This is a genomic window from Anoxybacillus ayderensis (assembly GCF_013761015.1).
Classification (GTDB): Bacteria; Bacillota; Bacilli; order Bacillales; family Anoxybacillaceae; genus Anoxybacillus; species Anoxybacillus ayderensis.
The window spans coordinates 1-24,116 of sequence record NZ_JACDUV010000011.1; the positions used below are offsets into that span (position 1 = coordinate 1).

23 protein-coding genes, 2 tRNA genes and 1 pseudogene are annotated in these 24,116 nt (G+C 40.2%); all 26 read right to left on the bottom strand.

Going from position 1 to position 24,116, the window contains the following annotated elements:
* Positions 1-262 precede the first annotated feature (262 nt).
* Complete coding sequence (gene lysS / locus HNR63_RS12925) at positions 263-1,747, bottom strand: lysine--tRNA ligase (RefSeq protein ID WP_021095798.1); 1,485 nt, start codon at positions 1,745-1,747, stop codon at positions 263-265.
* 67 nt (positions 1,748-1,814) lie between these two features.
* Entirely contained in the window at positions 1,815-2,816 is a 1,002-nt protein-coding gene (gene dusB / locus HNR63_RS12930) for a tRNA dihydrouridine synthase DusB (RefSeq protein ID WP_021095797.1), read from the bottom strand.
* Positions 2,816-3,352: a 2-amino-4-hydroxy-6-hydroxymethyldihydropteridine diphosphokinase gene (gene folK, locus HNR63_RS12935; RefSeq protein WP_085788880.1), complete on the bottom strand. Its 537-nt coding sequence runs from the start codon at positions 3,350-3,352 to the stop codon at positions 2,816-2,818. The genes dusB and folK overlap by 1 nt, the downstream gene beginning before the upstream one ends.
* A 3-nt stretch (positions 3,353-3,355) precedes the next feature.
* Positions 3,356-3,718 (bottom strand): dihydroneopterin aldolase, encoded by a 363-nt coding sequence (folB, locus tag HNR63_RS12940; protein ID WP_042535943.1) that lies wholly within the window; start codon positions 3,716-3,718, stop codon positions 3,356-3,358.
* Entirely contained in the window at positions 3,708-4,484 is a 777-nt protein-coding gene (gene folP, locus HNR63_RS12945) for a dihydropteroate synthase (RefSeq protein ID WP_246316804.1), read from the bottom strand. Before folP ends, folB begins: the two co-directional genes overlap by 11 nt.
* 56 nt (positions 4,485-4,540) lie before the next feature.
* Positions 4,541-5,410 carry an aminodeoxychorismate lyase gene (gene pabC / locus HNR63_RS12950; RefSeq protein ID WP_042535939.1) on the bottom strand — a complete coding sequence of 290 codons (870 nt, stop codon included), beginning with the start codon at positions 5,408-5,410 and terminating at the stop codon, positions 4,541-4,543.
* A gap of 6 nt (positions 5,411-5,416) precedes the next feature.
* Positions 5,417-5,992: an aminodeoxychorismate/anthranilate synthase component II gene (gene pabA, locus HNR63_RS12955; protein WP_181520953.1), complete on the bottom strand. Its 576-nt coding sequence runs from the start codon at positions 5,990-5,992 to the stop codon at positions 5,417-5,419.
* Between the two features lie 5 nt (positions 5,993-5,997).
* Positions 5,998-7,398, bottom strand: coding sequence for an anthranilate synthase component I (gene trpE, locus HNR63_RS12960; RefSeq protein ID WP_181520985.1), 1,401 nt, complete (start codon positions 7,396-7,398; stop codon positions 5,998-6,000).
* A 120-nt stretch (positions 7,399-7,518) separates the two neighbouring features.
* Positions 7,519-8,445, bottom strand: a complete 927-nt coding sequence (gene cysK, locus HNR63_RS12965; RefSeq protein WP_021095790.1) for a cysteine synthase A — start codon at positions 8,443-8,445, stop codon at positions 7,519-7,521.
* Positions 8,446-8,522: 77 nt separating this feature from the next.
* Positions 8,523-9,398 carry an Hsp33 family molecular chaperone HslO gene (gene hslO, locus HNR63_RS12970; RefSeq protein ID WP_181520955.1) on the bottom strand — a complete coding sequence of 292 codons (876 nt, stop codon included), beginning with the start codon at positions 9,396-9,398 and terminating at the stop codon, positions 8,523-8,525.
* 5 nt (positions 9,399-9,403) lie between these two features.
* Positions 9,404-10,177, bottom strand: coding sequence for a type III pantothenate kinase (locus HNR63_RS12975; RefSeq protein WP_181520956.1), 774 nt, complete (start codon positions 10,175-10,177; stop codon positions 9,404-9,406).
* 99 nt (positions 10,178-10,276) lie between these two features.
* Positions 10,277-12,160: an ATP-dependent zinc metalloprotease FtsH gene (gene ftsH / locus HNR63_RS12980; RefSeq protein ID WP_181520958.1), complete on the bottom strand. Its 1,884-nt coding sequence runs from the start codon at positions 12,158-12,160 to the stop codon at positions 10,277-10,279.
* A gap of 86 nt (positions 12,161-12,246) precedes the next feature.
* Positions 12,247-12,792, bottom strand: coding sequence for a hypoxanthine phosphoribosyltransferase (hpt, locus tag HNR63_RS12985; RefSeq protein ID WP_085788876.1), 546 nt, complete (start codon positions 12,790-12,792; stop codon positions 12,247-12,249).
* A 21-nt stretch (positions 12,793-12,813) separates the two neighbouring features.
* Entirely contained in the window at positions 12,814-14,196 is a 1,383-nt protein-coding gene (tilS, locus tag HNR63_RS12990; RefSeq protein ID WP_181520960.1) for a tRNA lysidine(34) synthetase TilS, read from the bottom strand.
* A 78-nt stretch (positions 14,197-14,274) separates the two neighbouring features.
* Positions 14,275-15,231, bottom strand: a complete 957-nt coding sequence (locus HNR63_RS12995) for a serine/threonine protein kinase (RefSeq protein ID WP_181520962.1) — start codon at positions 15,229-15,231, stop codon at positions 14,275-14,277.
* Positions 15,194-15,949 (bottom strand): annotated as a pseudogene (locus HNR63_RS13000) (vWA domain-containing protein); the annotation flags it as partial. The gene HNR63_RS12995 and the pseudogene HNR63_RS13000, both read right to left, overlap by 38 nt.
* A 54-nt stretch (positions 15,950-16,003) precedes the next feature.
* Positions 16,004-18,469: a stage II sporulation protein E gene (gene spoIIE, locus HNR63_RS13005; protein ID WP_181520963.1), complete on the bottom strand. Its 2,466-nt coding sequence runs from the start codon at positions 18,467-18,469 to the stop codon at positions 16,004-16,006.
* A gap of 178 nt (positions 18,470-18,647) precedes the next feature.
* A tRNA-Glu gene (locus HNR63_RS13010) sits at positions 18,648-18,719 on the bottom strand.
* Between the two features lie 11 nt (positions 18,720-18,730).
* A tRNA-Met gene (locus HNR63_RS13015) sits at positions 18,731-18,807 on the bottom strand.
* A gap of 137 nt (positions 18,808-18,944) precedes the next feature.
* Entirely contained in the window at positions 18,945-19,337 is a 393-nt protein-coding gene (locus HNR63_RS13020) for a S1 domain-containing RNA-binding protein (protein ID WP_006323664.1), read from the bottom strand.
* A gap of 94 nt (positions 19,338-19,431) precedes the next feature.
* A complete protein-coding gene (locus HNR63_RS13025) occupies positions 19,432-19,803 on the bottom strand; it encodes an FtsB family cell division protein (protein WP_085788873.1) in 372 nt (123 codons plus the stop codon).
* Between the two features lie 22 nt (positions 19,804-19,825).
* On the bottom strand, positions 19,826-20,422 hold the full coding sequence (yabQ, locus tag HNR63_RS13030; protein WP_262982022.1) for a spore cortex biosynthesis protein YabQ: 597 nt from the start codon (positions 20,420-20,422) through the stop codon (positions 19,826-19,828).
* Between the two features lie 8 nt (positions 20,423-20,430).
* Positions 20,431-20,724, bottom strand: coding sequence for a sporulation protein YabP (gene yabP / locus HNR63_RS13035; protein ID WP_042535926.1), 294 nt, complete (start codon positions 20,722-20,724; stop codon positions 20,431-20,433).
* Between the two features lie 66 nt (positions 20,725-20,790).
* Positions 20,791-21,048: an RNA-binding S4 domain-containing protein gene (locus HNR63_RS13040; protein WP_042535924.1), complete on the bottom strand. Its 258-nt coding sequence runs from the start codon at positions 21,046-21,048 to the stop codon at positions 20,791-20,793.
* 1 nt (position 21,049) lies between these two features.
* Positions 21,050-22,501 (bottom strand): bifunctional methyltransferase/pyrophosphohydrolase YabN, encoded by a 1,452-nt coding sequence (gene yabN / locus HNR63_RS13045; protein WP_181520964.1) that lies wholly within the window; start codon positions 22,499-22,501, stop codon positions 21,050-21,052.
* A gap of 2 nt (positions 22,502-22,503) precedes the next feature.
* A complete protein-coding gene (locus HNR63_RS13050) occupies positions 22,504-24,060 on the bottom strand; it encodes a putative polysaccharide biosynthesis protein (protein WP_181520965.1) in 1,557 nt (518 codons plus the stop codon).
* Between the last annotated feature and the right edge of the window lie 56 nt (positions 24,061-24,116).

Genomic DNA, 24,116 nt, shown 5'->3' on the forward strand with positions numbered 1-24,116 from the left:
AGGATCAAACTCTCCATAGAAAAGTTATCCTTAGCTTTTGTACGCTTTTCGCTTCGTTCAGTTTTCAAGGAACATCTCGTCGCTTTTGAAGCGACCTTTTTAATATAACATTTACTGTTTTCTTTGTCAACATTTTTATTCATCTTTTTCCGTGCTATCTTCAACACGGACGATTAGTAATATATCATATTTGATTATCTTTTAGCAATATGTTTTTTTACTTTTTTCAAAAAAAGTCCCGATCGTCTCGGGACTTTCATCATTACTTATGACGCATTTGAGGGAACAGCAACACATCGCGAATCGATGGTGAGTTCGTTAACAACATAACAAGGCGATCAATACCAATTCCTAACCCACCCGTTGGTGGCATACCGTACTCTAGCGCTTCGATAAAATCTTCGTCCATCTCATGCGCTTCGTCATTTCCTTGTTCTTTTTCTTTTAATTGCGCTTCAAATCGTTCCCGTTGATCAATTGGGTCGTTTAATTCTGTGAATGCATTTGCATGCTCACGGGCAACGATAAATAGTTCAAATCGATCTGTAAAACGAGGATCTTCTGGATTTTTCTTCGCTAAAGGCGAAATTTCAACCGGATGACCGTAAATAAATGTCGGCTGAATGAGGTGTTGTTCTACCTTTTGCTCAAAAAATTCATTTACAATATGACCGAATGTCATATGCGGAGCTACTTCTACTCCGTGTTCTTTCGCTAGTTGACGAGCTTCTTCATCGCTCATATGCTTCCAAAAGTCAACACCAACATACTCTTTAATCGCATCAACCATATGAAGTCGTTTCCAAGAAGGAGTTAAATCTACTTCATATTCTCCATATTGAATTTTTGTAGTTCCAAGCACTTCTTGGGCAATATGCGCGATCATATCTTCTGTCAATTTCATAATGTCTGTATAATCAGCATAAGCTTCATAAAGCTCAAGCATTGTAAACTCCGGATTGTGGCGCGTTGAAATACCTTCGTTTCGGAATACACGACCGATTTCATATACCTTTTCTAATCCACCAACAATTAAACGTTTTAAATGTAATTCGATCGCAATACGCATATACAACGTCATATCTAAAGCGTTATGATGCGTAATAAACGGACGAGCCGCAGCCCCTCCAGCAATCGAATGCATCATAGGGGTCTCTACTTCTAAATATCCCTTTTGATCTAAATAGCGACGCATGGACTGAATGATTAAGCTGCGTGTAATAAATGTTTTTTTGCTTTCTGGATTCATAATTAAATCGAGATAACGTTGGCGGTAACGTTGCTCAATGTCTTTAAGCCCATGGTACTTTTCAGGGAGTGGACGCAACGATTTTGTTAACATTTCATATGCATGCACTTTAATAGATAGCTCGCCCACTTTTGTTTTAAATACTGTGCCTTGGACACCAACAATATCCCCTAAATCTGACGTATCGAAAATTTCATACTGCTCTTCGCCAACATCGTCTTTGCGCACATAAATTTGAATTTGCCCTGTTAAATCTTGAATATGTGCAAATCCAGCTTTTCCTTTGCCACGCTTTGTCATAATGCGACCGGCTACAGAAACATGAATTTGTTTCTCCTCAAGTTCCTCTTTCGATAAATGACCGTATAGCGCAAACAACTCTTCAGCTTTATGTGTGCGCTCGAATCGTTTCCCGAATGGATCAATTCCTTTTTCGCGTAACTTATGTAACTTTTCACGACGAACTAACAGTTGATCATTTAATTCTTCATGTGACATAACAAAGTTCACTCCAATGACCTTTTATTTTTTAAGCCATACTGCCAGCATGAGCTGACAGTATGCTTTATACTTCCATCACAACATCACTTTCTTTTGCTTCAACTTCTTCGACAAAATTCATAAGTAACGTCACAAGCTCATCGCGCGTCTGGCATTCGTTAATCGCATTGCGTACTTTGGCGTTTCCGCGAATACCTTTTAAGTACCACGCAGCATGTTTGCGCATTTCTTTTACAGCGATATACTCGTTTTTCAAAGCGATTAAACGATCTAAATGCAAAATGCATACTTCGATTTTTTCACGCACAGATGGTTCCGGAATGAGATCACCTGTTTCCAAATAACGAACTGTACGATAAATCATCCACGGATTACCAAGGGCAGCTCGGCCAATCATCACACCATCGACGCCCGTTTGCTCTAACATTCGTTTTGCATCTTGAGGAGTCTGGACATCGCCGTTACCGATAACAGGAATGCGAACGGCTTCTTTTACTTGTTTAATAACGTTCCAATCCGCTTTTCCTTCATACATTTGTACGCGTGTTCGCCCATGGACCGCAACAGCTTGTCCGCCTGCTCGTTCCACCGCCTGAGCATTTTCAACAGCATAAATGTGGTTTTCATCCCAACCAATCCGCATTTTTACCGTTACAGGCTTTTCTACGGCATCAACAACCGCCGCTACCATGTCGTAAATTTTATTTGGATCTAATAGCCATTTTGCCCCCGCATCACATTTTGTAATTTTCGGAACAGGGCATCCCATGTTAATATCAATAATGTCCGCATTCGTATGCTTATCTACATATTTGGCCGCTTGTACAAGCGTTTCTTTTTCTCCACCAAAAATTTGCAAGCTTAATGGTTTTTCACGCTCATCAATATAGAGCATGCCCATTGTTTTTGGATTATTAAATAAAATCGCTTTATCGCTAACCATCTCTGCACAAACAAGTCCTGCACCAAACTCTTTTACAGTTAGACGAAAAGCTGAATTACATACGCCCGCCATCGGAGCAAGCACGACAGGATTATTAATTTGTACATTTCCGATTTTAAACATTAAACTCCCTCCTTTCTTTCTAACATAAATTGTTCCTCCACCGCTTTGCGACTTTTCCATATACGAACGCCTTGGTCCGATAACTGTTCAACGTACGAACGTAAAGGACGTTGAACTGAAGGAATAATTAGCGATTCATCTATTTCAAACAACGGGATTAATACAAACGCCCGTTCATACATGCGCGGATGCGGAATGATAAGTTGTTCTGTTTCAATATTTTCGTGATTATATAGCAAAATGTCAAGGTCTAACGTTCGTGGCCCCCAATGAACTTCTCGTTTGCGACCAAACTGTTTTTCAATGTCCATCGTTGCTTCCAACAAAGCAAATGGAGATAGCGACGTAGCAACTTTTACAACCATATTTAAAAAACAAGCTTGGTCGACATATCCAACCGGATCTGTTTCATAAACGGAGGATGTCGCTAAAACCGAAATACATGGGTGGTTATTTAAAGCCGCGACCGCTTTACATAAATAATCAAAACGATCTCCTATATTTGAGCCTAATGCAATATAAGCAATATGTTCCATTTGTTAACGCCCTCTCGTCATTTCAACTGCCACATACGCATAGTGACCTTTAATAGGTGGATTTGGCTTCGTCACCTTGACTGTACACGACGAAATCGTTGTATACGTAGATAAAATTTGCTCAGCAATACGTTCCGCTACTGCCTCGATCAATTTAAACGGCTTTCCTTCAACGATACTTTGACATATGTCATATATATGTGCGTAATTAACCGTTTCACTTAAATCGTCCGTTACACCTGCTTTTCTTAAATCCGTTTCAATCATAACATCAACGTAAAAACGTTGACCGAGTTTATTTTCCTCAGGAAACACCCCGTGATAACCGTAAAACTCCATTTGCTGAACGTAAATTTTATCGCTCATGCTCCCACCCTCTCCCGATCATCGCATCCATCATTTTAGCCATTCTAGCGATCGGTAAAACGTCATGTACGCGAACGATATGCACGCCTTTCGCAATGCCGAGACAAACGGTTGCTCCCGTTCCTTCTACTCGTTCGTGGACGGGTAAATCAAGCACATGCCCAATAAATGACTTTCGTGATGTTCCTAACAAAATAGGATAATCAAGGACTGCAAACTCATCTAATCGACGCATCACTTCTAAATTATGCTCTACTGTTTTAGCAAAACCAATACCTGGATCGATAATAATTTGTTCATCGGTCACACCTGCTTGTTTTACAAGATGAATACTCTCTTTTAAATCATTGATCATATCTGAAATAAAATGTTTATAATTGCGATCGTGACGATTATGCATTAATACAATCGGAACACCGTAATTAGCCGCTACTTTAGCCATATTCGGATCGGCTTTTGCTCCCCAAACATCGTTAATCATCGTAGCCCCTGCTTCAATGGCTTGTTTTGCGACTTCTGCTTTATACGTATCGATAGAAATTGGCACATCCACCGCTTTGGCTACTGCTTCCACAATGGGAATGACGCGACGCAATTCTTCTTCAAGCGGTACTTTTTCAGCCCCGGGGCGAGTTGATTCCCCCCCGATATCAATGATGTGCGCTCCCTCAGCTACAAGTTGTTTTGCCCGTTCAATTGCCTGCTCTACGTGATTGAACTTCCCACCATCAGAAAAAGAATCAGGAGTTGCGTTTAAAATGCCCATAATAACTGTTTGTTTTCGTAAATCTAACTTATGCTTTCCGCAATAAATGACATCAATCAATTGACGTACCCATCCTTTCTGTCGTACCTTGTCCATAAATGCGTTGTAAACGATGCGTACGCACGTTGTAGACGTTTTGTTATTTCCCCACATTTCCCGGGATATATATCCTCATCTAGCCGACAAACCGGCACAACTTCTTGAATGGAATTTGTTAAAAAGATTTCATCTGCGCTTTTTAGCTGTTGTAGCGAATAAAAACCTTCTTCCACACGAATGCCCCATGAGTGTAGTAAATCGATCACAAACATTCGGGTCACACCGTTTAAAATCCCCGTTTGTACGGCAGGGGTGTACACAACACCATCTTTCACCCAGAAAATGTTAGAAACAATCCCTTCTGCTACACATCCTTCTTCTGTAAGGAAAATGCCTTCTACATTTGGATGATGACCAATTTCCCTTTTACCTAAAATATTGTTTAAATAGTGATGCGATTTTAAGCGAATACACCCTTCTGGCGTATTTCGTTTCACTTGTAAAGTTTTACATACTTTCTCTTCCGCAAAGGCTGGAATACGTTTCATATACATAATGATCGTCGGATGTGTATATTGTTCCACTTGCAACCCAACATCTCCGATTCCAGCTGAAACGTTTAAACGAACATATGCATCGCGATAACCGTTAGCCTGTAACAATTGGGAAAGAATATGCAAAACATCATTTCGAGTGATAGAACATGAAATGTTGAGCATATCGAGTCCGTTATGAAGACGAGCTAAATGATCATCGAGCAAAAATGGATGTCCATCATATACGCGAAACGTTTCAAACACCCCAAGCCCATACATAAATCCATGATCAAACGGAGAAATACGAGCATCTTCCTTTTTTACAACTTGTCCATTTACATAAACGAACATAAGGCATCACTTTCGTCTATATAGTGTAATGAAATTTTTAAGCATCTCTAAACCATATTCCGTCATGATCGACTCAGGATGAAACTGCACCCCTTCAATCGGCAATGTTTTATGGCGAATGGCCATAATTTCTCCTTCTTCTGTCCATGCGGAAATGTCAAAGCAATCGGGCAATGTTTCTCTTTTTACAATTAACGAATGATAACGCGTAGCGGTAAACGGATTCGGAATTTGAGTAAAAATCGTCTTTCCATCATGAAAAATGGGCGATGTTTTCCCGTGCATTAAACGTTCCGCCCGAACAACTTCCCCGCCAAACACTTGCGCAATCGACTGGTGACCAAGACATACACCAAAAATCGGGATCTTCCCTGCGAAATATTGAATCGCCTCCATGCTGATGCCTGCTTCATTCGGACTGCAAGGACCAGGCGAAATCATTAAAAAATGTGGCTGAATTTGTTCAATTTGAGCAATCGTTACTTCATCGTTTCGTTTAACGATTAATTCTTCCCCTAATTGCCCTAAATATTGAACTAAGTTATACGTAAATGAATCATAATTATCAATCATTAAAATCATTTTGCTCACCTCATGCTTAATTGTACATACTCTTCTTCGCTCAGCTCTTTTGCTTTCCATAAGGCAAATGCTTTCTTTAAACATTCTTTATATTCATGTTCTGGTTGAGAATCAATAACGATCCCTGCCCCCGCCTGTACATAGGCAAGACCATCTTTCGCAATCATCGTTCGAATCGCAATGTTTAGCTCCATATCGCCGTTAAATCCGATCCAGCCAATGGAACCTGTGTAAACACCACGTCGAACAGGCTCTAGCTCTTCAATAATTTCCATCGTTCGTACTTTCGGTGCCCCTGTAATCGTTCCACCTGGAAACACAGCTGATATCACATCAAACGCATCTTTCCCTTCTGCAAGTCGTCCAGAAACATGGGAAACGAGATGCATTACATGAGAATATTTTTCAATTACCATAAACTCGTCTACGTGTACCGTCCCATATGCACATACACGTCCAAGATCATTACGCTCCAGATCAACAAGCATTAAATGTTCCGCTCGCTCTTTTTCGTTTGCTAATAATGACTGCGCAATTTGTTCATCTTCTTGAATCGTTTTGCCGCGTGAACGCGTTCCTGCAATCGGACGTGTACTTACATACTCCCCCCTTTTTTTCACGAGTAGCTCTGGGGAGCCGCTCACGATTTGAAATTCAGGAAAATGCATATACGCCATGTATGGTGATGGATTTAATGTACGTAATTTTTCATAAATCGCAAACGGATGAGTAAGTAACCGTTTCGACTGTCGCACAGACAAGTTCACTTGAAAAACATCGCCTTGCGCAATATACGCCCGCACTTTTTCGACAGCTTCCATAAACTGCTCTTCGCTGATTGACACCGTTTCTTCTTTTTCATAGTTCGGAATAAACGGACGAGAAGCATCTGTAAATTCCGTTGTCCATAATCGCTCGTACCGTTCAAGACGTTCACGCGCTTGGCGTTCTTCCCCATTTACATAATGAGTAATAAAATAAAGAGATGATTCATCATGGTCATATACAAACACATCGTCAAATACTAAAAAATATAAATCAGGCATGTTTAAATCGTCACGTGCGATCGAAGGGAGCTTTTCAATATACCGGGCACAATCGTAACTAATGTAGCCGATCGCCCCACCTTGAAAGTCTGGACCTTCCTCTAATTTGTCTATCTTCCATTGATTCAACCATTTTTTTAATGATTGCAATATATTCCCTTCAAACGTCTCTGTGCGATGCTTCTGCCACACTGTCAACTTGTCATCTTTTCCAATGACAACCGCAAATGGTTGTAAGCCGATAATACTGTATCGGCCGTCCCGACCGCTTTCAAGCAAAACATGATGCAACTGTTTTCGCGACAATGCTTTATATTGCAAAAACCAGTCACGTTGTGCGTATGAGATTTTTTTCATCATCGGTCGTCGCTTTTGCTGGCTCAAAGATGTCACTCCTCTCCATCAGTCCATACGCTTATTGTACAACGAACATATAGAAACAATCACGAAAAAAAATTCGGCAAGAATGTCCTTGCCGAATTATTCTTCAAACTGATATAGTGGTGTGCTCAAATAACGTTCACCGTTACTCGGAATAATTGCTAACACTTTCTTTCCTTTTCCTAATTTTTTCGCCACTTGCAATGCTACATGAATCGCTGCACCAGATGAAATGCCTCCTAAAATACCTTCTTGGCGAGCAGCTAGACGAGCCGCTGCAAATGCTTCTTCTGTCTTTACAGTGACGACTTCATCGTAAATGGATGTATTTAAAATATCTGGAACGAATCCTGCACCGATACCTTGTATTTTATGCGGACCTGGTTTTCCACCTGAAAGCACAGGAGAGTCAGCTGGTTCAACAGCATAAATTTTAATGTTTGGGTATGCTTGGCGCAACACTTCTCCAGCTCCTGTAATCGTTCCACCCGTTCCAATGCCAGCTACAAACGCATCTAATTGATCGCCCATTTGTTCAACGATTTCTTTTCCTGTCGTTAAACGATGCACTTCCGGATTTGCTTCGTTTTTAAATTGTTGCGGCATAAAATAACCGTGCTCTTGTGCAAGCTGCTCTGCTTTTTGAATAGCACCTCGCATCCCTTCGCTCCCTGGGGTTAACACAAGCTCCGCTCCATAAGCGCGAAGTAAGTTGCGACGCTCTAAACTCATCGTATCAGGCATAACAAAAATGGCTTTATATCCTTTTGCAGCAGCAACCATCGCTAAACCAATTCCCGTATTTCCACTTGTCGGTTCAATGATTGTATCCCCAGGCTGAATTTTTCCGGCTTTTTCTGCTGCTTCAATCATCGCAAGCGCAATTCGGTCTTTTACGCTGCTTCCCGGATTCATAAACTCTAACTTCAAATATACGTCTGCGCTATTTTCATCAACGATGCGATTTAACTTCACTACCGGTGTTTGACCAATTAACTCTGTAATGGATTGTACTACACGCGCCATTTCATCCACCTCTAATCCCGAGTATTTTTATAGAATTTGTAACCAATTTATCAGTTATTTTCGAAATTGTCAATCATTTATTTTTGTTTTGCTAATTTTTTTAACTCCTCAAGATCTTCGGCCGAAAATATGTACGTTTCATTACAAAAATGACAAGATGCTTCCGCTTTCCCTTCCTCATCAATCATTTGCTGAATTTCTTCCGCTCCCAAGCTAATAATAGCATCTGCTACTCGTTCACGCGAGCAACGACAAACAAATGACACGGGCATCGTTTCGAGAATTTTTACATTTTGTTCCCCACCGAGCAGTTCATATAAAATTTGTTCCGGCGTCAAACCACTTTCGATCATTTTGGAGATCGGCGGAATAGTAGCTAAATTTTTTTCAATGTCGGCAATTGTTTTTTCTTCTGTTCCCGGCATGAGTTGTAAAATAAAACCACCAGCCGCTAATATCGTATAATCTGGGTTAACTAACACACCAACCCCAACGGACGATGGCGTTTGTTCAGAGGAGACGAAATAGTATGTAAAGTCTTCACCAAGTTCTCCAGATACGAGCGGAACTTGTCCTGTAAAATAATCGCGTAACCCTAAGTCTTTCACCACTGTTAATGTCCCATTTGTCCCAACTGCCCGGGCGACATCGAGCTTCCCATTCGCATTTACATGTGGATTGGATACGTAACCACGCACATGTCCTTTGGCGTTACTATCAACAAGAATATGTCCAATAGGTCCGCCACCTTCAATTTTAATTGTAATTTGGCTATCTCCTTTTAACATGGCCCCCATCATCACACCCGCCGTCATGGCACGACCTAAAGCAGCAGACGCTGTTGGCCACGTTTCATGTCGCCTTTGTGCCTCCTGAACCGTTTCTGTTGTTCGTGCTGCATACGCTCGCACTTGACCATCGTATGCCAACGCTTTTACTAAATAATCTCCCATTGCTGTCACTCACCTTTCTTGTTTCGCTCATATAACAATTGCAATCCTTTTAACGTTAAAAACGGATCGACGATATCAATCACACTCGATTCATGGGCAATTAGTGATGCTAATCCACCTGTTGCAATTACTTTTGGAGGAATAGTGCTTTTTTCTTTCATCCGTGACACAATTCCTTCTACTTGTCCGACATATCCATATAAAATACCAGCCTGCATCGCACTTACTGTATTTTTCCCAATAATATCGTCTGGACGGGCAATTTCAATACGCGGAAGTTTAGCGGCTCGAGAATAAAGCGCTTCTGTGGAAATCGTAATACCTGGCGCAATAGCTCCTCCCATATATTGTCTATGCTCGTTAATATAACAGTATGTTGTTGCTGTACCGAAATCAACGATAATAAGCGGTGCACCGTACAAATGAATGCCCGCTACAGCATTGACAATTCGGTCTGCTCCGACTTCTTTCGGATTGTCATACTTAATGTTCAGCCCTGTTTTAATGCCTGGACCGACAATGAGGGGCTTAATATGAAAATATTTTGTACACATTCGTTCTAACGCAAACATAATTGGCGGAACAACGGAAGAAATAATGATGCCGTCAATGTCAGAAAAATGCAATCCGACATCTTGCAACAACATTTTCACAATCATCCCGTATTCATCTTCTGTTTTGCTTCGGCTCGTTTCAATGCGCCAGTGAAACTTCAGTTCGTCTCCATCATATACACCTAGTACTGTATTTGTGTTTCCAACGTCTAATACAAAAATCATCACTCATCCCCACTTTTCGCAATTTGTTCCTTTTTTCATCATACCATACTCGTTTGAACGGACGGTAAAAAAAGATGCCTCTTATAAAAAGAGACACCTTTATTCTTCTTTTTTCGTTTGAATATTTACTTTTACCTCATCTTGTTGATTGCCATTTCGATTTGGTAACGTACCGTGCTCGAACAAATGCTTAATTTGCTCCGCATCAAGTGTTTCAACTTCAAGCAACGTATTCGCAATGAGGTTTAGCTTGTCGCGATTTTCTGTTAATACACGCTTAGCTTTTTCATAACATTCTTTAATAATGCGTTGCATCTCAAGGTCAATTTCGTATGCGATTTGATCGCTGTAGTTTTGCTCGTTATGCAAATCACGACCTAAAAACACTTGACCGTGAGATTGACCAAACTGCATCGGTCCAAGTTTATCGCTCATACCAAACTCCGTAACCATGCGACGAGCGATGCTTGTTGCACGTTGGAAATCGTTATGTGCTCCTGTACTCACCTCGCCAAAAACAATTTCCTCCGCCACGCGTCCACCGAGAAGACCTGTAATTTTATCAAGCAATTCTGGTTTTGTCATAAAATAACGATCTTCTTTTGGCAACATGACCGCATAGCCACCTGCTTGACCGCGCGGTACAATCGTTACTTTATGTACCATTTCCGCATCAGCAAGCACCATGCCAATGACTGTATGACCTGCTTCGTGATAAGCGACAATTTTTCGTTCTTTTTCAGAAATGACGCGACTTTTCTTAGCAGGACCAGCAATGACACGATCCGTTGCTTCATCAATATCGCTCATATCAATTTTTTTCTTGTTACGTCGAGCAGCAACAAGTGCAGCCTCATTTAATAAGTTTTCTAAATCTGCACCAGAAAAACCAGGTGTACGCATCGCAATCGCTTTTAAATCAACAGATTCATCAAGAGGCTTGTTGCGCGCGTGCACACGAAGAACCGCTTCACGTCCTTTCACATCTGGACGGTCAACCGTAATTTGACGGTCAAAACGACCCGGACGTAAAAGGGCAGGGTCTAAAATGTCTGGACGGTTTGTTGCGGCGATAATAATAATGCCTTCATTTCCGCTAAATCCATCCATTTCAACAAGCAATTGGTTTAATGTTTGCTCCCTTTCATCGTGACCTCCACCTAAGCCAGCACCACGTTGACGCCCGACCGCATCAATCTCGTCAATGAAAATGATACAAGGAGCATTTTTCTTCGCTGTTTCAAATAAATCACGTACACGCGAAGCACCGACACCGACAAACATTTCAACGAAATCTGAACCGCTAATAGAGAAAAACGGGACACCTGCTTCTCCAGCAACAGCTCTTGCCAATAACGTTTTCCCTGTTCCTGGTGGTCCGACGAGAAGAACCCCTTTTGGAATGCGAGCGCCAAGCTCGACAAACTTGCGAGGATCTTTTAAAAACTCAACAATTTCAACAAGTTCTTGCTTTTCTTCATCCGCACCGGCAACGTCTTTAAAGCGCACGCGCTTCTTATCTTCGTTATACAGTTTCGCACGGCTTTTGCCAAAATTCATCACTCGGCTGCCGCCGCCTTGCGCTTGATTTAATAAAAAGAAGAACAAAATAAAAATGATGATAAACGGAATAATGGACGTAAAAAACGTCACCCATCCGCTCGTTTCATCAGCAGGCAACACTTCTACCTTCGCCTGCTTCGCTGCCTCATCGATTCGCTGAAGAACTTGTGGGCTATTTGCTACGTATGTCGTAAAAAACTGCCCTTCAGCATAAGTTTTTAATTGCCCACGAATTTCATAAACGCCTCGCTCCGGCTTCAACGAGACATACTTTACATCACCATTTTCTAGATGGGTAATGAACGCATCGTACGTCATCCGTTCCGCCCGTTGGTTGCCGCCATTTAAAAAGCTCACAACGCCAATGACGACAAGGAAAATAAGCAAGTAAAAGATTGTATTACGGAAAATGCGGTTCATTTCCTACCTCCTCCCACACTTAAAACACGCTATAGTCAATAGTATCATAGAAAAACGTTCCAAAACAAACGATGTGCACGAAAAAATTATTTGCTGTATACTTCTGGCTTTAACACACCGATGTACGGAAGATTTCTGTATTTCTCACAATAGTCTAACCCATAACCGACAACGAATTCATCCGGAACGATAAAACCGATATAATCTGCTTCAATACTCGCTTTGCGACCAGACGGTTTATCGAGCAAAGTCACGATTTTAATCGATTTTGCTTTGCGATAGCGGAATAAGTCGGCTAAATAGCTGAGTGTTAAACCACTATCAATAATATCCTCAATAATGAGCACGTCACGACCTTCAACGGATGTGTTTAAGTCTTTCAAAATTTTCACTTCTCCAGACGATACTGTCGCATTTCCATAACTCGATACATCCATAAAATCAATTTCTAAATATGTATCTATATGCTTAATTAAGTCTGCCATAAACGGCATAGCACCTTTTAATACACCAACCGCAAGCGGAAAGCGCCCTTCATATTCTTTCGTCAATAATGCTCCTAACTCTTTTACTTTTTGTTGAATTTGTTCTTCAGTAATTAAAATTTTTTCCATATCTTGATGCATACCCATATTCTTTCCTCCTACTATCATTCATTGCTTTTTATAGTGTAATACAATATAGCGATTTTTTGTAATATTTGTTGCTGTATAAACTGATTTTTTTACACCAGGAATCCATATGATGTTCCCATTTGCATCTTCAACAATTGGCCATTGTTCCCGCTCGCTCGCTGGGATTTTTTCGTCAATAAAAATGCGAGCTACTTTTTTCGGATGCTCCATTCCTTTTACTTTCATGCGGTCTCCACGCTTTCTCGTTCGAACCCGGAGCGGCAACGCTAATTGATCAACATCAATCACTACATGCTCATCGTCTTCAATGACAGGATAACGATCAACAAACTGACTAGTGAGTTGACATCCGTTTGGTAATACGAGCGTCTCAGGAACACGGAAAAGAAACTCATATTCACTCGTTTGTTCCTGTTGAAACGTAAATATACACACCTCGTATTGACGAATGACTTTTAAACCATTTGGAAAATGAAGCATACCTGAAGGATGTTGTCGTTTTAAAAAAAGTAGCGCCTGGTTTATATGTATAGAAGATAACGACGATGGAACATTCCCATAAAGATAGTTTAATATTAGTTGAATCCCTCGCCTTTGTAAAGGTTTTGGCATGCGCATAAACAAAGGAATATGGACACGGACATGCCCTTTTTGTTGGTCAACAACATCTTTCAATTTTTCTTTCGTTAATTGCTCTAAAAATGCTTCATCTTCGCTCATCGTCTCGCTAAATTGTTGAACATGCTCATGAGCACGACTGTTTTCACTTTTTAAAAAAGGGAGAACGTAACGACGGAAACGATTGCGCGTGTAATCATCTTTGTCATTGCTTGGGTCGTGACGAGCACGCAAGCCATTATTCTGACAATACTGTTCAATTTGCTGTCGATCAATGCATAAAAAAGGGCGAATAATATATCCGTTGCCAAATGGCCGCTTGATTGGTATGCCTGCATATCCTTTCGATGTGCTTCCGCGCACAAGTCGCATAAGCACCGTTTCCATCTGATCATCACCGTGATGAGCTAAAGCGACACAATGCGCTTTGTACTTATGCATCACTTGTTCAAAAAAGGCGTAGCGGCAATCACGAGCTGCTTCTTGCACCCCTTTTCCGGTTTGCTCCATATATAATTGGACGTTCAGCTGTTTCGCCTCACATATAATACTACGTTGATCGCAAAAATGTTTCACAAAATGCATATCTTCTTCCGACTGTTTTCCTCGCAACATATGATCAACGTGTGCCACAACGATTTGAATGTCATATCGCTCCCGTTCGCTCCATAAAAAATGGAGCAACGCTAACGAATCCGGACCACCCGATACACCAACAACGACAGTCGTATGACGTTCAAGCAATTGATGCTTTTCAATAAATTGATGTACAATGTCTAACATACTCTCCCTCTTAACAACGTCGTTTTTTACAATCGTACCATATCCCATTCCTCATACTCAAAACGAACGCAGAAAAAATTAAAGAATTTGGACATACAAATAAACGACATACATAAATAAGACGCAAACAAATAAAAACATCGTCTCTACCCAGCGAAATTTTTTCTTTTCTTTTACGTGCACGACTCTCTCTCCCCGTTTTTTTTCTGTCTGCATAGACGGTTGTTGCATACATTGCAATAACTCTTTTCTCATTTCGTAAGCGCAAGTATACTTTCCATCTAGTGCACGCCATAATATTTTTTCATATGTTTTTAAGTACGGATGGGAGCAAATCATGAGACGCAACTGCTCTCGTCCGTTTTCTTTTCTTTCAAATCGCTTTGGATAGCACATATTAATCATAATCATCGCTACGGCAAACAAATCATATGATGGATCTGCTTTCCTTGTTCCCATTCCCCAATACCCTCGATCAAAAAACTCTGTAAATTCTTTAATCGCCCTCCCGCGAATCGTCGTCCCCCCCACATCAATTAACCGAACTTTTGGAACCTTCCCGGAAACGATTAAATTTTCTGGTTTTAAATCACCAAACACCCATCCTTTTTCATGTAACTTATGCAAATCACCTAGCAGCTGCAATATAATAACAATAATCCATTCTTTCCCACGTTTTTGAATAAAAGTTAACAAATCATCCCCTTCAATATACTCCATCACATAAAATGAATAAATCTTTTTTTCTTGCGGATGAATCCAATCATCTACATCTAATAAACAAGGTCCGAGGGCGACTCCCTGGACCTCTAAAAATCGTTTCAGTACATTTACTTCTGACATCATAGCTGTTGCTTGGTTGCTTATTTTTAGCGCGACAAACGTTCGTCCTTCTTTCGCTAAATAAACAACTCCGTTTGCTCCTTTACCGAGCTGCTTAATAATTTCATAGCGATGTTTATGCCACTTTCCTTGTATAACCGTTCCTGTTCGGATGTTACATAGATTGTTCGATGTATACATCGTCATCACCATCGTGAGTAAATAAGCTTTTTAATGAACGTCTTTTTTGGAATTGTTGTAGCGCCTCGCGGATGGCTGGACCGGTCGGTGTAATTCCCCCGGATGTTAGCTTCGGAAACACACTTGAAATCGACTCCATTTTCGGTGTCCAATCTAAAATGCGGTCCACTTCTCCTTTTTTCCCGGGAAATACGAAAACAGAAAACTCATTATTTCCCGAACGAGCATTTAAACTAATCGATAAATCTAACAATGCTTCTTTCACTGTTTGCAACTTCGTCTTCATACTCCCGCTTGTATCTACTAATATTAAAACTTGTAAGTTAACGGTTTCCCCTAATTCTTCGACAACTTCCATCACTTCTCCCCTTTTTTCTGGTGGGAGTTGCTCGATCGAAGCTTGCGATCCTAAAATTTGTTTCAACTCTCGATTAATGACTCCTTGCAACGTCTGTGTCATCGCTTTTCTTGTTACCATTTGGACCGTCTGTGACAATTGTTTAGCGTACACGACTTGACTAATTCCACCACCCGATTGGGCAATGCCTTCAATTTCACGCAACCCTTGCTCATCAATAATGTCTTGATCAAGAACACCGATCACATTTACTGTAATTCCTTGTTCTTTCGCTAATGCCGCCATAGCAATTGGATCTTCACCGTGGTTAGAACAACCATCTGTAATTAATAAAATTTGACGTAACGTTCCTTTTCTCATACGTTCATCCCCTCCGAAAAAAGTAGTATACTCCCATCATCGACGTTCAGAGGGGATTTTATACCTTTATCTCATATATTGATATGCGGGAATGACCGCCCATTTCGGTGTATTATGCTTAATGCGCGCAACAACAATTGTCATATCATCTTCAATTTCTCCGCCGTTGACACGAATGACCTCTTCTAAAAGCAACTCTGATACTTCTTGCGGATCATTCGTTTTTAATTCTTTAATTTTTCGTTTCATCCATACATCATGATTTTCAATGTGCGACACTCCATCTAAAATGCCGTCGCTCATCATAATAAGCAAATCGCCTGCTTTTAATTGTTCTTCAATCATTTCAAACTCTACTCCAGTAATAATGCCAATTGGCAAATTGCTCGATTCAATTTTCATCACGTTGTTTCCCCGTTTAATAAAGCTTGGTGAAGACCCGACTTTCAAAAATTTTGTCGTTGCATTTTGCAAATCGACAATCGCTAAGTCTAACGTCGAAAAAATTTCCTCTGTCGTCCGTAAAGCTAAAATAGAGTTAATGGATTTAATCGCAATTCGCTCTTCAATGCCTGATTGTAAAATTTTTTGTAGTAGCTTGAGCGTCTCTTTACTTTCATAATGCGCTCGTTCACCATTCCCCATTCCGTCGCTAATAGCTAACGCATATTTTCCTCCGCCAATTTCCATCATTGCATAGCTATCACCTGAAATGAATCCGCCCCCTTTTGCAACATACGCAACACCTGTGTCAATGACAAACGCTTTCGAAGAACTGAACGTCACCCGACAATCTCCGTTTGGATATATAGAACAATCTTCTTGTTTCACAACGATCGTCTCACCTAAAATATCAGATAGCATCGGTGCAATAAGCTTTTCGCACTCCCCTCTTCCGTCGCAATACGGAACGACCATCTCAATGTCAACGCTTCCTTTGTCTAAACTATAAATTTCAACATCGTTTACATCGACCCCAAACTGTTGAAGGGCATGTAAAATTTGTTCTTCCTGCACATAATAATTTTCACGTTCTTTTTGAATTTCTTTCGCGAAGTCTTCCATGACTTGTGATACACCTAATAACTGTTCTGCGACAAGTCTTCTACTCTCTTTCATTTGTTGCTTTAGTTTTTTATTGGCTTTATAAAATGACACGTCTTTTTCAATAATTTGAACGACTTTATTTGCTTTCACACAATGTTTATTCCATTCGCGTAACAACTTCGTATTCGTCATTTGATCATTTTCGCCTGCTTCTTGCATAATCTTTTTCATATAATCATATGTTTTATCAAAGTGGGTCATCCAACATTGGTCTTTCTTAAAACATGTTTGACACGTTTTAGCAGCAACATCGCTCAAAAAGTAATCAATTTCACGCTCTTCCTCTTCCTCATGCGTAAGCACACCGTATGAAGAGAAACTTTTCGATAACGCTTGAAACACATGAGAAAATTGTTCGACTCGCTGGGCTGTAACATCGCGAATTTTTCTTACATATTGTTGTTGCTCATTTGTATGCTCAACCGTTCCCGGCACATACTTCGCCATTTTGCTCGTTAACGATTGTGGCGTCATCAAGAAAAGTAAAACGGCAAATAACGACTCGACGACATTTGGCACAATGTTCGCTACCCCTTCGCTATAAAGGGTGATTAACAATGTTGCAACGACGAGCCCAAACGAAACACCTAGCTTTCTCCCTTCTTTCAATAGCCCACCGAGCAATCCAGCGAATGCTAGTAGACTCATTTGGTATAAATTTGATACATTCGCTAAACTTAAAATGAGCCCTGTCACAACACCAACAGTTGAACCGACGGTCGCACCAGCAACAAAAGCAAACAAAAGCAATAAATAGCGTGACGCAACATGTTCTAGTGAAAGATCATAAATCGACCAACCAACCATCCCTGTCATCATCGAAGCAAGAAGAATGACAAAAGAAATGACTTCTTCTGGCTTTAACGTTTGTTTATATTTTTGATGGTCAAATAACGGAACACTTTGTAAAAAAATGAGCGTTAAGATGGAGGCAAGACCTGCTTCAATAAACATCGTCATTCCTTCGTATATCGTCCATTCATCATTCCACGTATAAATCATGATCGTTTTCGCAAACACAGAGGCAGAAAACACGACAACTGGCAATCTTTTCGGCGGAGCATCAATCCAGTACAACAAACGATAAAAAATGAGAAACATAACGATCGAAGCAACTATAAATAGAGAGGTGTAAAAAGAAATGGTCAACGCTCCCGCAAATAAAGCAATAAACACAAATCCTAACTTATCACGACGAAGTAAATAAATGGCTGCAAAAAAAGGTAAAGCAAACGGTGTCATTTTTGTTAAAATGAGAGCTCGTCCAAGCAAAAAACCGATGATTAAAAACAAAAACCCTTGCTGGAATAACAAATGGCTTAAACGAACCGTAAACCGTTGAAACCACTGAGAAACTGTTGTTCTTGTCTCACTTAAAGGTACTTCCGCCATGCGATTGACTAACTTCCGTTCTAATCTCTCCATATTCATACTCTCCCTTTTTCCATATATTCGTCTATTAACTTGTATTATACAGACTGAATTATCAAAATTTTGTCAAAAAAAGAAGATGAATCATATAAATCTTTCGACGGAATACCACAAAAAACGGGTTATACAAACAAAAAAACACCAATTTCGTGACGAAATTGGTGTTTTTTGATGACCCGTACGGGATTCGAACCCGTGTTACCGCCGTGAAAGGGCGGTGTCTTAACCACTTGACCAACGGGCCACTATGTCATTTGGTAGCGGCGGAGGGAATCGAACCCCCGACCTCACGGGTATGAACCGTACGCTCTAGCCAGCTGAGCTACGCCGCCATGCAACGACATTTTTTATACTAACATGTTCTTTAAACAAAGTCAATAGTTTTTTCACTATGAAATTCAAACGAAAAAGCATCCACTCATGAAATGGATGCTTATATAAACTGCCTCATGTCTCGTTCGGCAGCAAGTTAACCGCGTCGAGCACCACGACCTCCTCGTTTCGATTCAGTATGGCGTTTAAGGGATGCTAAACGATCTTCACTTTCTTTCAAGAAACGGCTAATTTTTTGCTCAAAGCTTTCTTTTGAAGCGCGATCATTTCCTTTATTGCGCGGACGTGAAGCTTGTTCTTTTGCCTTTTTGATCGATAAGCCAATCTTTCCATCTTTCTCAACATTAATGACACGAACTTCGACAACATCGCCTACTTTAAGATGTTCGTTAATGTCTTTTACATAGCTGTCAGCTACTTCACTAATGTGCACTAAGCCTGTCGCGCCTTCTGGTAACTCAACAAACGCTCCGAATTTTGTAATGCCCGTTACTTTTCCCTGTAACTTGCTGCCTACTTCAATTGACATAAAAAAAGTGCTCCTCCTTAAAATCTGAAAAATCGTTTCTTTCATTATACATAATGAAAAAAACAAGTGTCAATAAGCCTTATGCCTATCTCTTTTACTCATCAGGAGTGATGAAAATAATTTCTCCTTCTTTCGACAAAAAATATTGTTTTCGCGCCAATTCGGCAATATATTTATCATCATTTAATTTTTTGATCTCTTCTTTTAATCTTTTTTCATCTTTTTGCAACGTGCGCAACTTTTCTTCTAGCTGCTCTTTCGTTTTTATTTGTTGATCGATTGCGGAAGATTGTTCCATCATCGTATATAAAAACAGCGAAGAAGCGGCTAACGCTATCGTTGCCACAAAGCTAAAACGAATAACAATTTTTTTACGACGCCGCGCCTTTTTATGTTCTTGTTTTTCTTGTTGAATAACATACGACGTTTGAATTTTTTTTACTTTGCTTTTTTGTGGGGCGCCCATGTTTTTCACCGCTCCTTCTTCATTACCCTTTTTTCCTAAATATATTCGTGATTTTGATGAGAAACCCTTTTCCAATATGAAAGAAACGTCCAACCGCTGCTTGAAAGCGAAGCGGAGTTTTTCGCCAAATGAAATGTCCAATCCATATAAAAGGTTGCAATAAAAAGCGTATACATACATATACGACTTTATATAAAATTTTACCAATGGATAAAACAAAATGACAAGTAGCGATCAATAAAAAAACAAAAAAACGGTAAAGAAGTCGGAGTGGAAATACGATGATGTAATAAAATAAACGCATAAGGAAACGATATAACATCACAACGATGCGAATGATGTGTTGCAACAAGCGAACATACATATTTTGAAATAACGCTTGATAAGCAGCGTACCCACATAAAATAGCTAAAAAAATGTACAAGCGAATCTGCCCATTATTCACGAGCAACAACGTGTAAAATACATATAACGCTTGCACAATCCAAAAAAGAATATCTGCAATCCATACGATCAGCCGATGACGTTCGGAACGATTGAATATATGTGCGTATGTATCAAAAGATGCACCGATGACGATCCCTGTTCCAATCATCGCAAGCAAAGTCGTAAATTGCACATGTAAACTCATTTAAACAACTTGCTAAAGAATCCTTTAGCTTTCTCCGTATGATGTTCGTCCAAATAAACGATCTCGAAAATTTTTCCCTTAATTGACACAATTCCTTTATCTACATCTAAGTTTTTCATTTGTAAACTTTGTCCTTTAATAGACAAAAAACCCATAACCGTTTCTAATAAAAATTCTTCATTATCAAAGCTTTCGACTTGCTTCACACCTGTAATTTCTAACGTGCGGCGACCGCGCATCATAATGTCGTGTTCTTGAATCGGTCCTTTATTTCCGATATTTTGTGTCATCATTGTCTCCCCCTCACAACGATCATTTGTACAAGTGTATGAGGGGGGGAAATGGTTTAGAACAAGCTATTCCACTCGCTCTTCTTTTACGATTTCGTATAAGGCGCTCGCTTCTTCTTTTTTCGCATGCTCCTGCAATCCGAGCACTTTTACTGTCACATGTTTTTGACCAAATTGGATCATCATTTCATCGCCTATTTTTACTGTTGAACTTGCTTTCGCTTGTTGACCGTTAATAAATACACGTCCTTGCTCAGCTACTTCTTTCGCCAACGTTCTTCTTTTAATAAGCCGAGAAACTTTTAAAAACTTATCGAGTCGCATATTATAACCCCTCCCTTTTTGCTTCTTCCCATATTTCATCTAGTTGGTCTAGCGAATATGATCTCCAATCTTTCCCGCTTTGTTTTACTTTTTGTTCGATGTATTGAAAACGACGATAAAACTTTTCGTTCGCCATCGCTAATGCTTCTTCAGGATTGACTTTATAGTATCGACATACGTTAATAAGTGCAAACAATAAATCACCAAACTCCATTTTTAATTTTTGTTCATCCATGCGATCGGCTTCTTGTTTCACTTCATTCATTTCTTCTTCCACTTTACGCCACATCGACTCTACTTCCGACCAATCAAATCCAACTTCCGCTGCCTTTTTTTGATATTCATATGCTCGCAATGTGCCTGGTAACGCTTTAGCCACATCGTCAAGCAATGAAAGAGACTCCCTTGCTTTTTCCTCCTGCTTTATCGCTTGCCAGTTACGTACAACCTCTTCAGCATGCTCGACATGAACATCCCCAAATACGTGTGGATGACGGCGAATCATTTTTTCTGTAACGGCGCGAATAACGTCATCAATCGAAAACATTCCTTCATCTTCTCCAATTTGAGCATGAAGCATGACTTGTAATAATACGTCGCCGAGCTCTTCAACCATGTTTTCATCGTCTTGCTGATCAATTGCATCAAGAAGCTCATATGCTTCTTCAAGCAAGTATTTTTTCAGCGACTCGTGTGTTTGTTTTCGATCCCAAGGACAACCGTTCGGCCCACGCAACGTCGCAATGACACGTCGTAAAGTAATGAAATCATGGTACAAAAGCTCATCAGTTTCTACTTTCGGTACATAAACGCTCGTTAAATTGTTAACCGTCATCCCGCGATCAAGCTCGTATAGTGGAACTTTTTCGATGCGCTCTTGTTTACTTCCTGCTGCATAAACGATAAAAACCGGATAATCGTGCGGTAATTTTTCTAATAGAGCTAATTTGACATCGGATGCAATAAACGAGTCATATACTTGACAAAAAATGATATGATTTCTCAATTGAATTTCGTCCGATTGAAATGAAGTCGCATCAATCAATTGAAACCCTTCAATCGGATCGAGACGAACTGCGGCAAATAGCGCATCAAGAAAGCTTTGTCCTCCTTCAATGCGAACGGATATATGATCTCGTTTTTCAAGCAATAACTTTACTGTGCGCTCAGCAACAAGTGGATGTCCTGGCACAGCATATACGACATCCCCTTTTTTTACTTCTTCACAAAGAAAAGCAACAATATGTTCATACACTTGTTCAAATTGATCATATTTTTCATATATATCGTCAAATGATTGAGCGTATATCCCTTCTGCTTCTAATTGTGCAACAACAGGATGATCTTTTGTCCGCAAAAAGAGGCGCTCCGCTTGTTTTAACGTACGGTACACACCTAAAGACAGTTGATCTATATCTCCTGCCCCAAGACCGACAATTGTAATTGTACCCATGACTATCCAGCCTTTCTTTGTTTGATGTTTGTTAAATAACGACCAAGTGGAATGGCAAGTAATTCTTTCTCAGCGAAAACTCCCTTTTTAACGACCATTATAATATAAACAAACGCCCCTATAAAAACGCCAACAATTGCTTGAAGCGATGAAAATAGCCTTCCTTGATGAACAGGTAACTCGTTCGTTAACATGATGTATCCGATTAAAATGATTGCCATCACCGCAGCCGCTTGCATCGTCTGAATGACTGTAACGAATGAAAGCAACGGGCGAGACATTTGTTTTTGCACATAAAAAAGAGCGCTTGTACACATGACAACATAGGCAAAGAATGTCGCCACTGCTGCTCCAACCGTATGCCATAAAGGAACAAGACATATATTTAACACCCACTTCGTTACCATACCTATACATACGATGGAAAGCGGGCGAAATACATCCCCAATTCCTTGTAAAATCGCAATAAACGTTAACGTCAACGAAGTAAAAAGAATACAAATGGACAAAATCGTTAGCTCGATCGCACCAGCATGATCTTTAAACAACATGATATTCGCTTGTTTTAATATACAAACTAAACCAACTGCTGCCCCCAACCCAATAACAAAAGCTACCCGAACAGCTGTATATATCCCTTCACGTTGTGCTTGTTCGCGCGATAACATCGGCACAAGCGCTAACGAAAAAGAAGTAGCGGCTACGGTTCCAAGTTGAATGAACGGTTGACCACGGTCATAAATTCCTTTCGCCGTTTTAGCTAGCTCATGTAATCCTGCTTGTTGCAGCAAAGGTAAAAGAGTAAATGAGTCAACGAGCTGCATTAAAACGAGCACCATGTTTGCTAAGCAAATCGTCACTCCATGAATCGCTAAAAATGACAGCACTTTTCTTTTTTCCTGTTTTGGCAATTGTATTCCCGTATAGGCATTCATTCGTCTTCGCAACATATACGCAACGAGAACGAAAAGCGCTGCAAAACTTCCTATGAGCGAGCCAAACATCGCACCAGCCCCTGCTTCATAAACGGTAAATCCGCGATGAAGCAAAAGAAAAGATAGAAACAAAATAGCTACTACACGTGTGAACTGCTCCACGACTTGTGAAACAGCTGTCGGAATCATCTCCTCTCTCCCTTGAAAATATCCGCGCAAAACAGAAGTAAATGGGAGAAGCAAAAAGGCAAACGAAATCACACGAATAAGGGGAGCTAATTGATCATCTCCCATCATGATCGCAAAAAACGAGGCACCAAAATACAAAATGGAAAACATGATAACGCTGATGAATGATAAAAAATAAAAAGAAAACCGCACAACCGCAAACTCATATGTTGGCTGTTTATTTTGAGCAATCAGTTTTGAAATCGCAACAGGGTATCCATACATCGATAAAGCAAGAAAAATACCGTAAAACGGATAAACTTGTTGGTAAATATAAAATCCAACATCACCCGCAATATTTTGATACGGAATACGATAAAAAGCGCTCAATATTTTTGTAAATAAGGCCGCAAGCGTCAATATGAACGCTCCGCGCAACCAATCTTTTCTTTCCATAGCCTTTCACCTTTTCAGTCACGTATAATGATACATCAAAAAAAGGTAGCGAGATG

Bases quoted from the DNA above. Each gene is read 5' to 3' on its own strand.
- cysK (WP_021095790.1), bottom strand. From the start codon at position 8,445: ATGGCGCGTGTAGTACAATCCATTACAGAGTTAATTGGTCAAACACCG.
- pabA (WP_181520953.1), bottom strand. From the start codon at position 5,992: ATGATTTTAATGATTGATAATTATGATTCATTTACGTATAACTTAGTT.
- yabP (WP_042535926.1), bottom strand. From the start codon at position 20,724: ATGACACAAAATATCGGAAATAAAGGACCGATTCAAGAACACGACATT.
- pabC (WP_042535939.1), bottom strand. From the start codon at position 5,410: ATGTTCGTTTATGTAAATGGACAAGTTGTAAAAAAGGAAGATGCTCGT.
- HNR63_RS13020 (WP_006323664.1), bottom strand. From the start codon at position 19,337: ATGTCAATTGAAGTAGGCAGCAAGTTACAGGGAAAAGTAACGGGCATT.
- folB (WP_042535943.1), bottom strand. From the start codon at position 3,718: ATGAGCGATAAAATTTACGTTCAGCAAATGGAGTTTTACGGTTATCAC.
- HNR63_RS13025 (WP_085788873.1), bottom strand. From the start codon at position 19,803: ATGGGCGCCCCACAAAAAAGCAAAGTAAAAAAAATTCAAACGTCGTAT.
- tilS (WP_181520960.1), bottom strand. From the start codon at position 14,196: ATGTTAGACATTGTACATCAATTTATTGAAAAGCATCAATTGCTTGAA.
- hslO (WP_181520955.1), bottom strand. From the start codon at position 9,398: ATGGGAGATTATTTAGTAAAAGCGTTGGCATACGATGGTCAAGTGCGA.
- HNR63_RS12995 (WP_181520962.1), bottom strand. From the start codon at position 15,231: ATGGTGATGACGATGTATACATCGAACAATCTATGTAACATCCGAACA.
- yabN (WP_181520964.1), bottom strand. From the start codon at position 22,501: ATGGGTACAATTACAATTGTCGGTCTTGGGGCAGGAGATATAGATCAA.
- dusB (WP_021095797.1), bottom strand. From the start codon at position 2,816: ATGTTTAAAATCGGAAATGTACAAATTAATAATCCTGTCGTGCTTGCT.
- HNR63_RS12975 (WP_181520956.1), bottom strand. From the start codon at position 10,177: ATGATTTTTGTATTAGACGTTGGAAACACAAATACAGTACTAGGTGTA.
- spoIIE (WP_181520963.1), bottom strand. From the start codon at position 18,469: ATGGAGAGATTAGAACGGAAGTTAGTCAATCGCATGGCGGAAGTACCT.
- lysS (WP_021095798.1), bottom strand. From the start codon at position 1,747: ATGTCACATGAAGAATTAAATGATCAACTGTTAGTTCGTCGTGAAAAG.
- trpE (WP_181520985.1), bottom strand. From the start codon at position 7,398: ATGATGAAAAAAATCTCATACGCACAACGTGACTGGTTTTTGCAATAT.
- folP (WP_246316804.1), bottom strand. From the start codon at position 4,484: ATGGGCATTTTAAACGCAACTCCTGATTCTTTTTCTGATGGTGGGAAG.
- folK (WP_085788880.1), bottom strand. From the start codon at position 3,352: ATGGAACATATTGCTTATATTGCATTAGGCTCAAATATAGGAGATCGT.
- ftsH (WP_181520958.1), bottom strand. From the start codon at position 12,160: ATGAACCGCATTTTCCGTAATACAATCTTTTACTTGCTTATTTTCCTT.
- HNR63_RS13040 (WP_042535924.1), bottom strand. From the start codon at position 21,048: ATGCGACTCGATAAGTTTTTAAAAGTTTCTCGGCTTATTAAAAGAAGA.
- HNR63_RS13050 (WP_181520965.1), bottom strand. From the start codon at position 24,060: ATGGAAAGAAAAGATTGGTTGCGCGGAGCGTTCATATTGACGCTTGCG.
- hpt (WP_085788876.1), bottom strand. From the start codon at position 12,792: ATGGGTATGCATCAAGATATGGAAAAAATTTTAATTACTGAAGAACAA.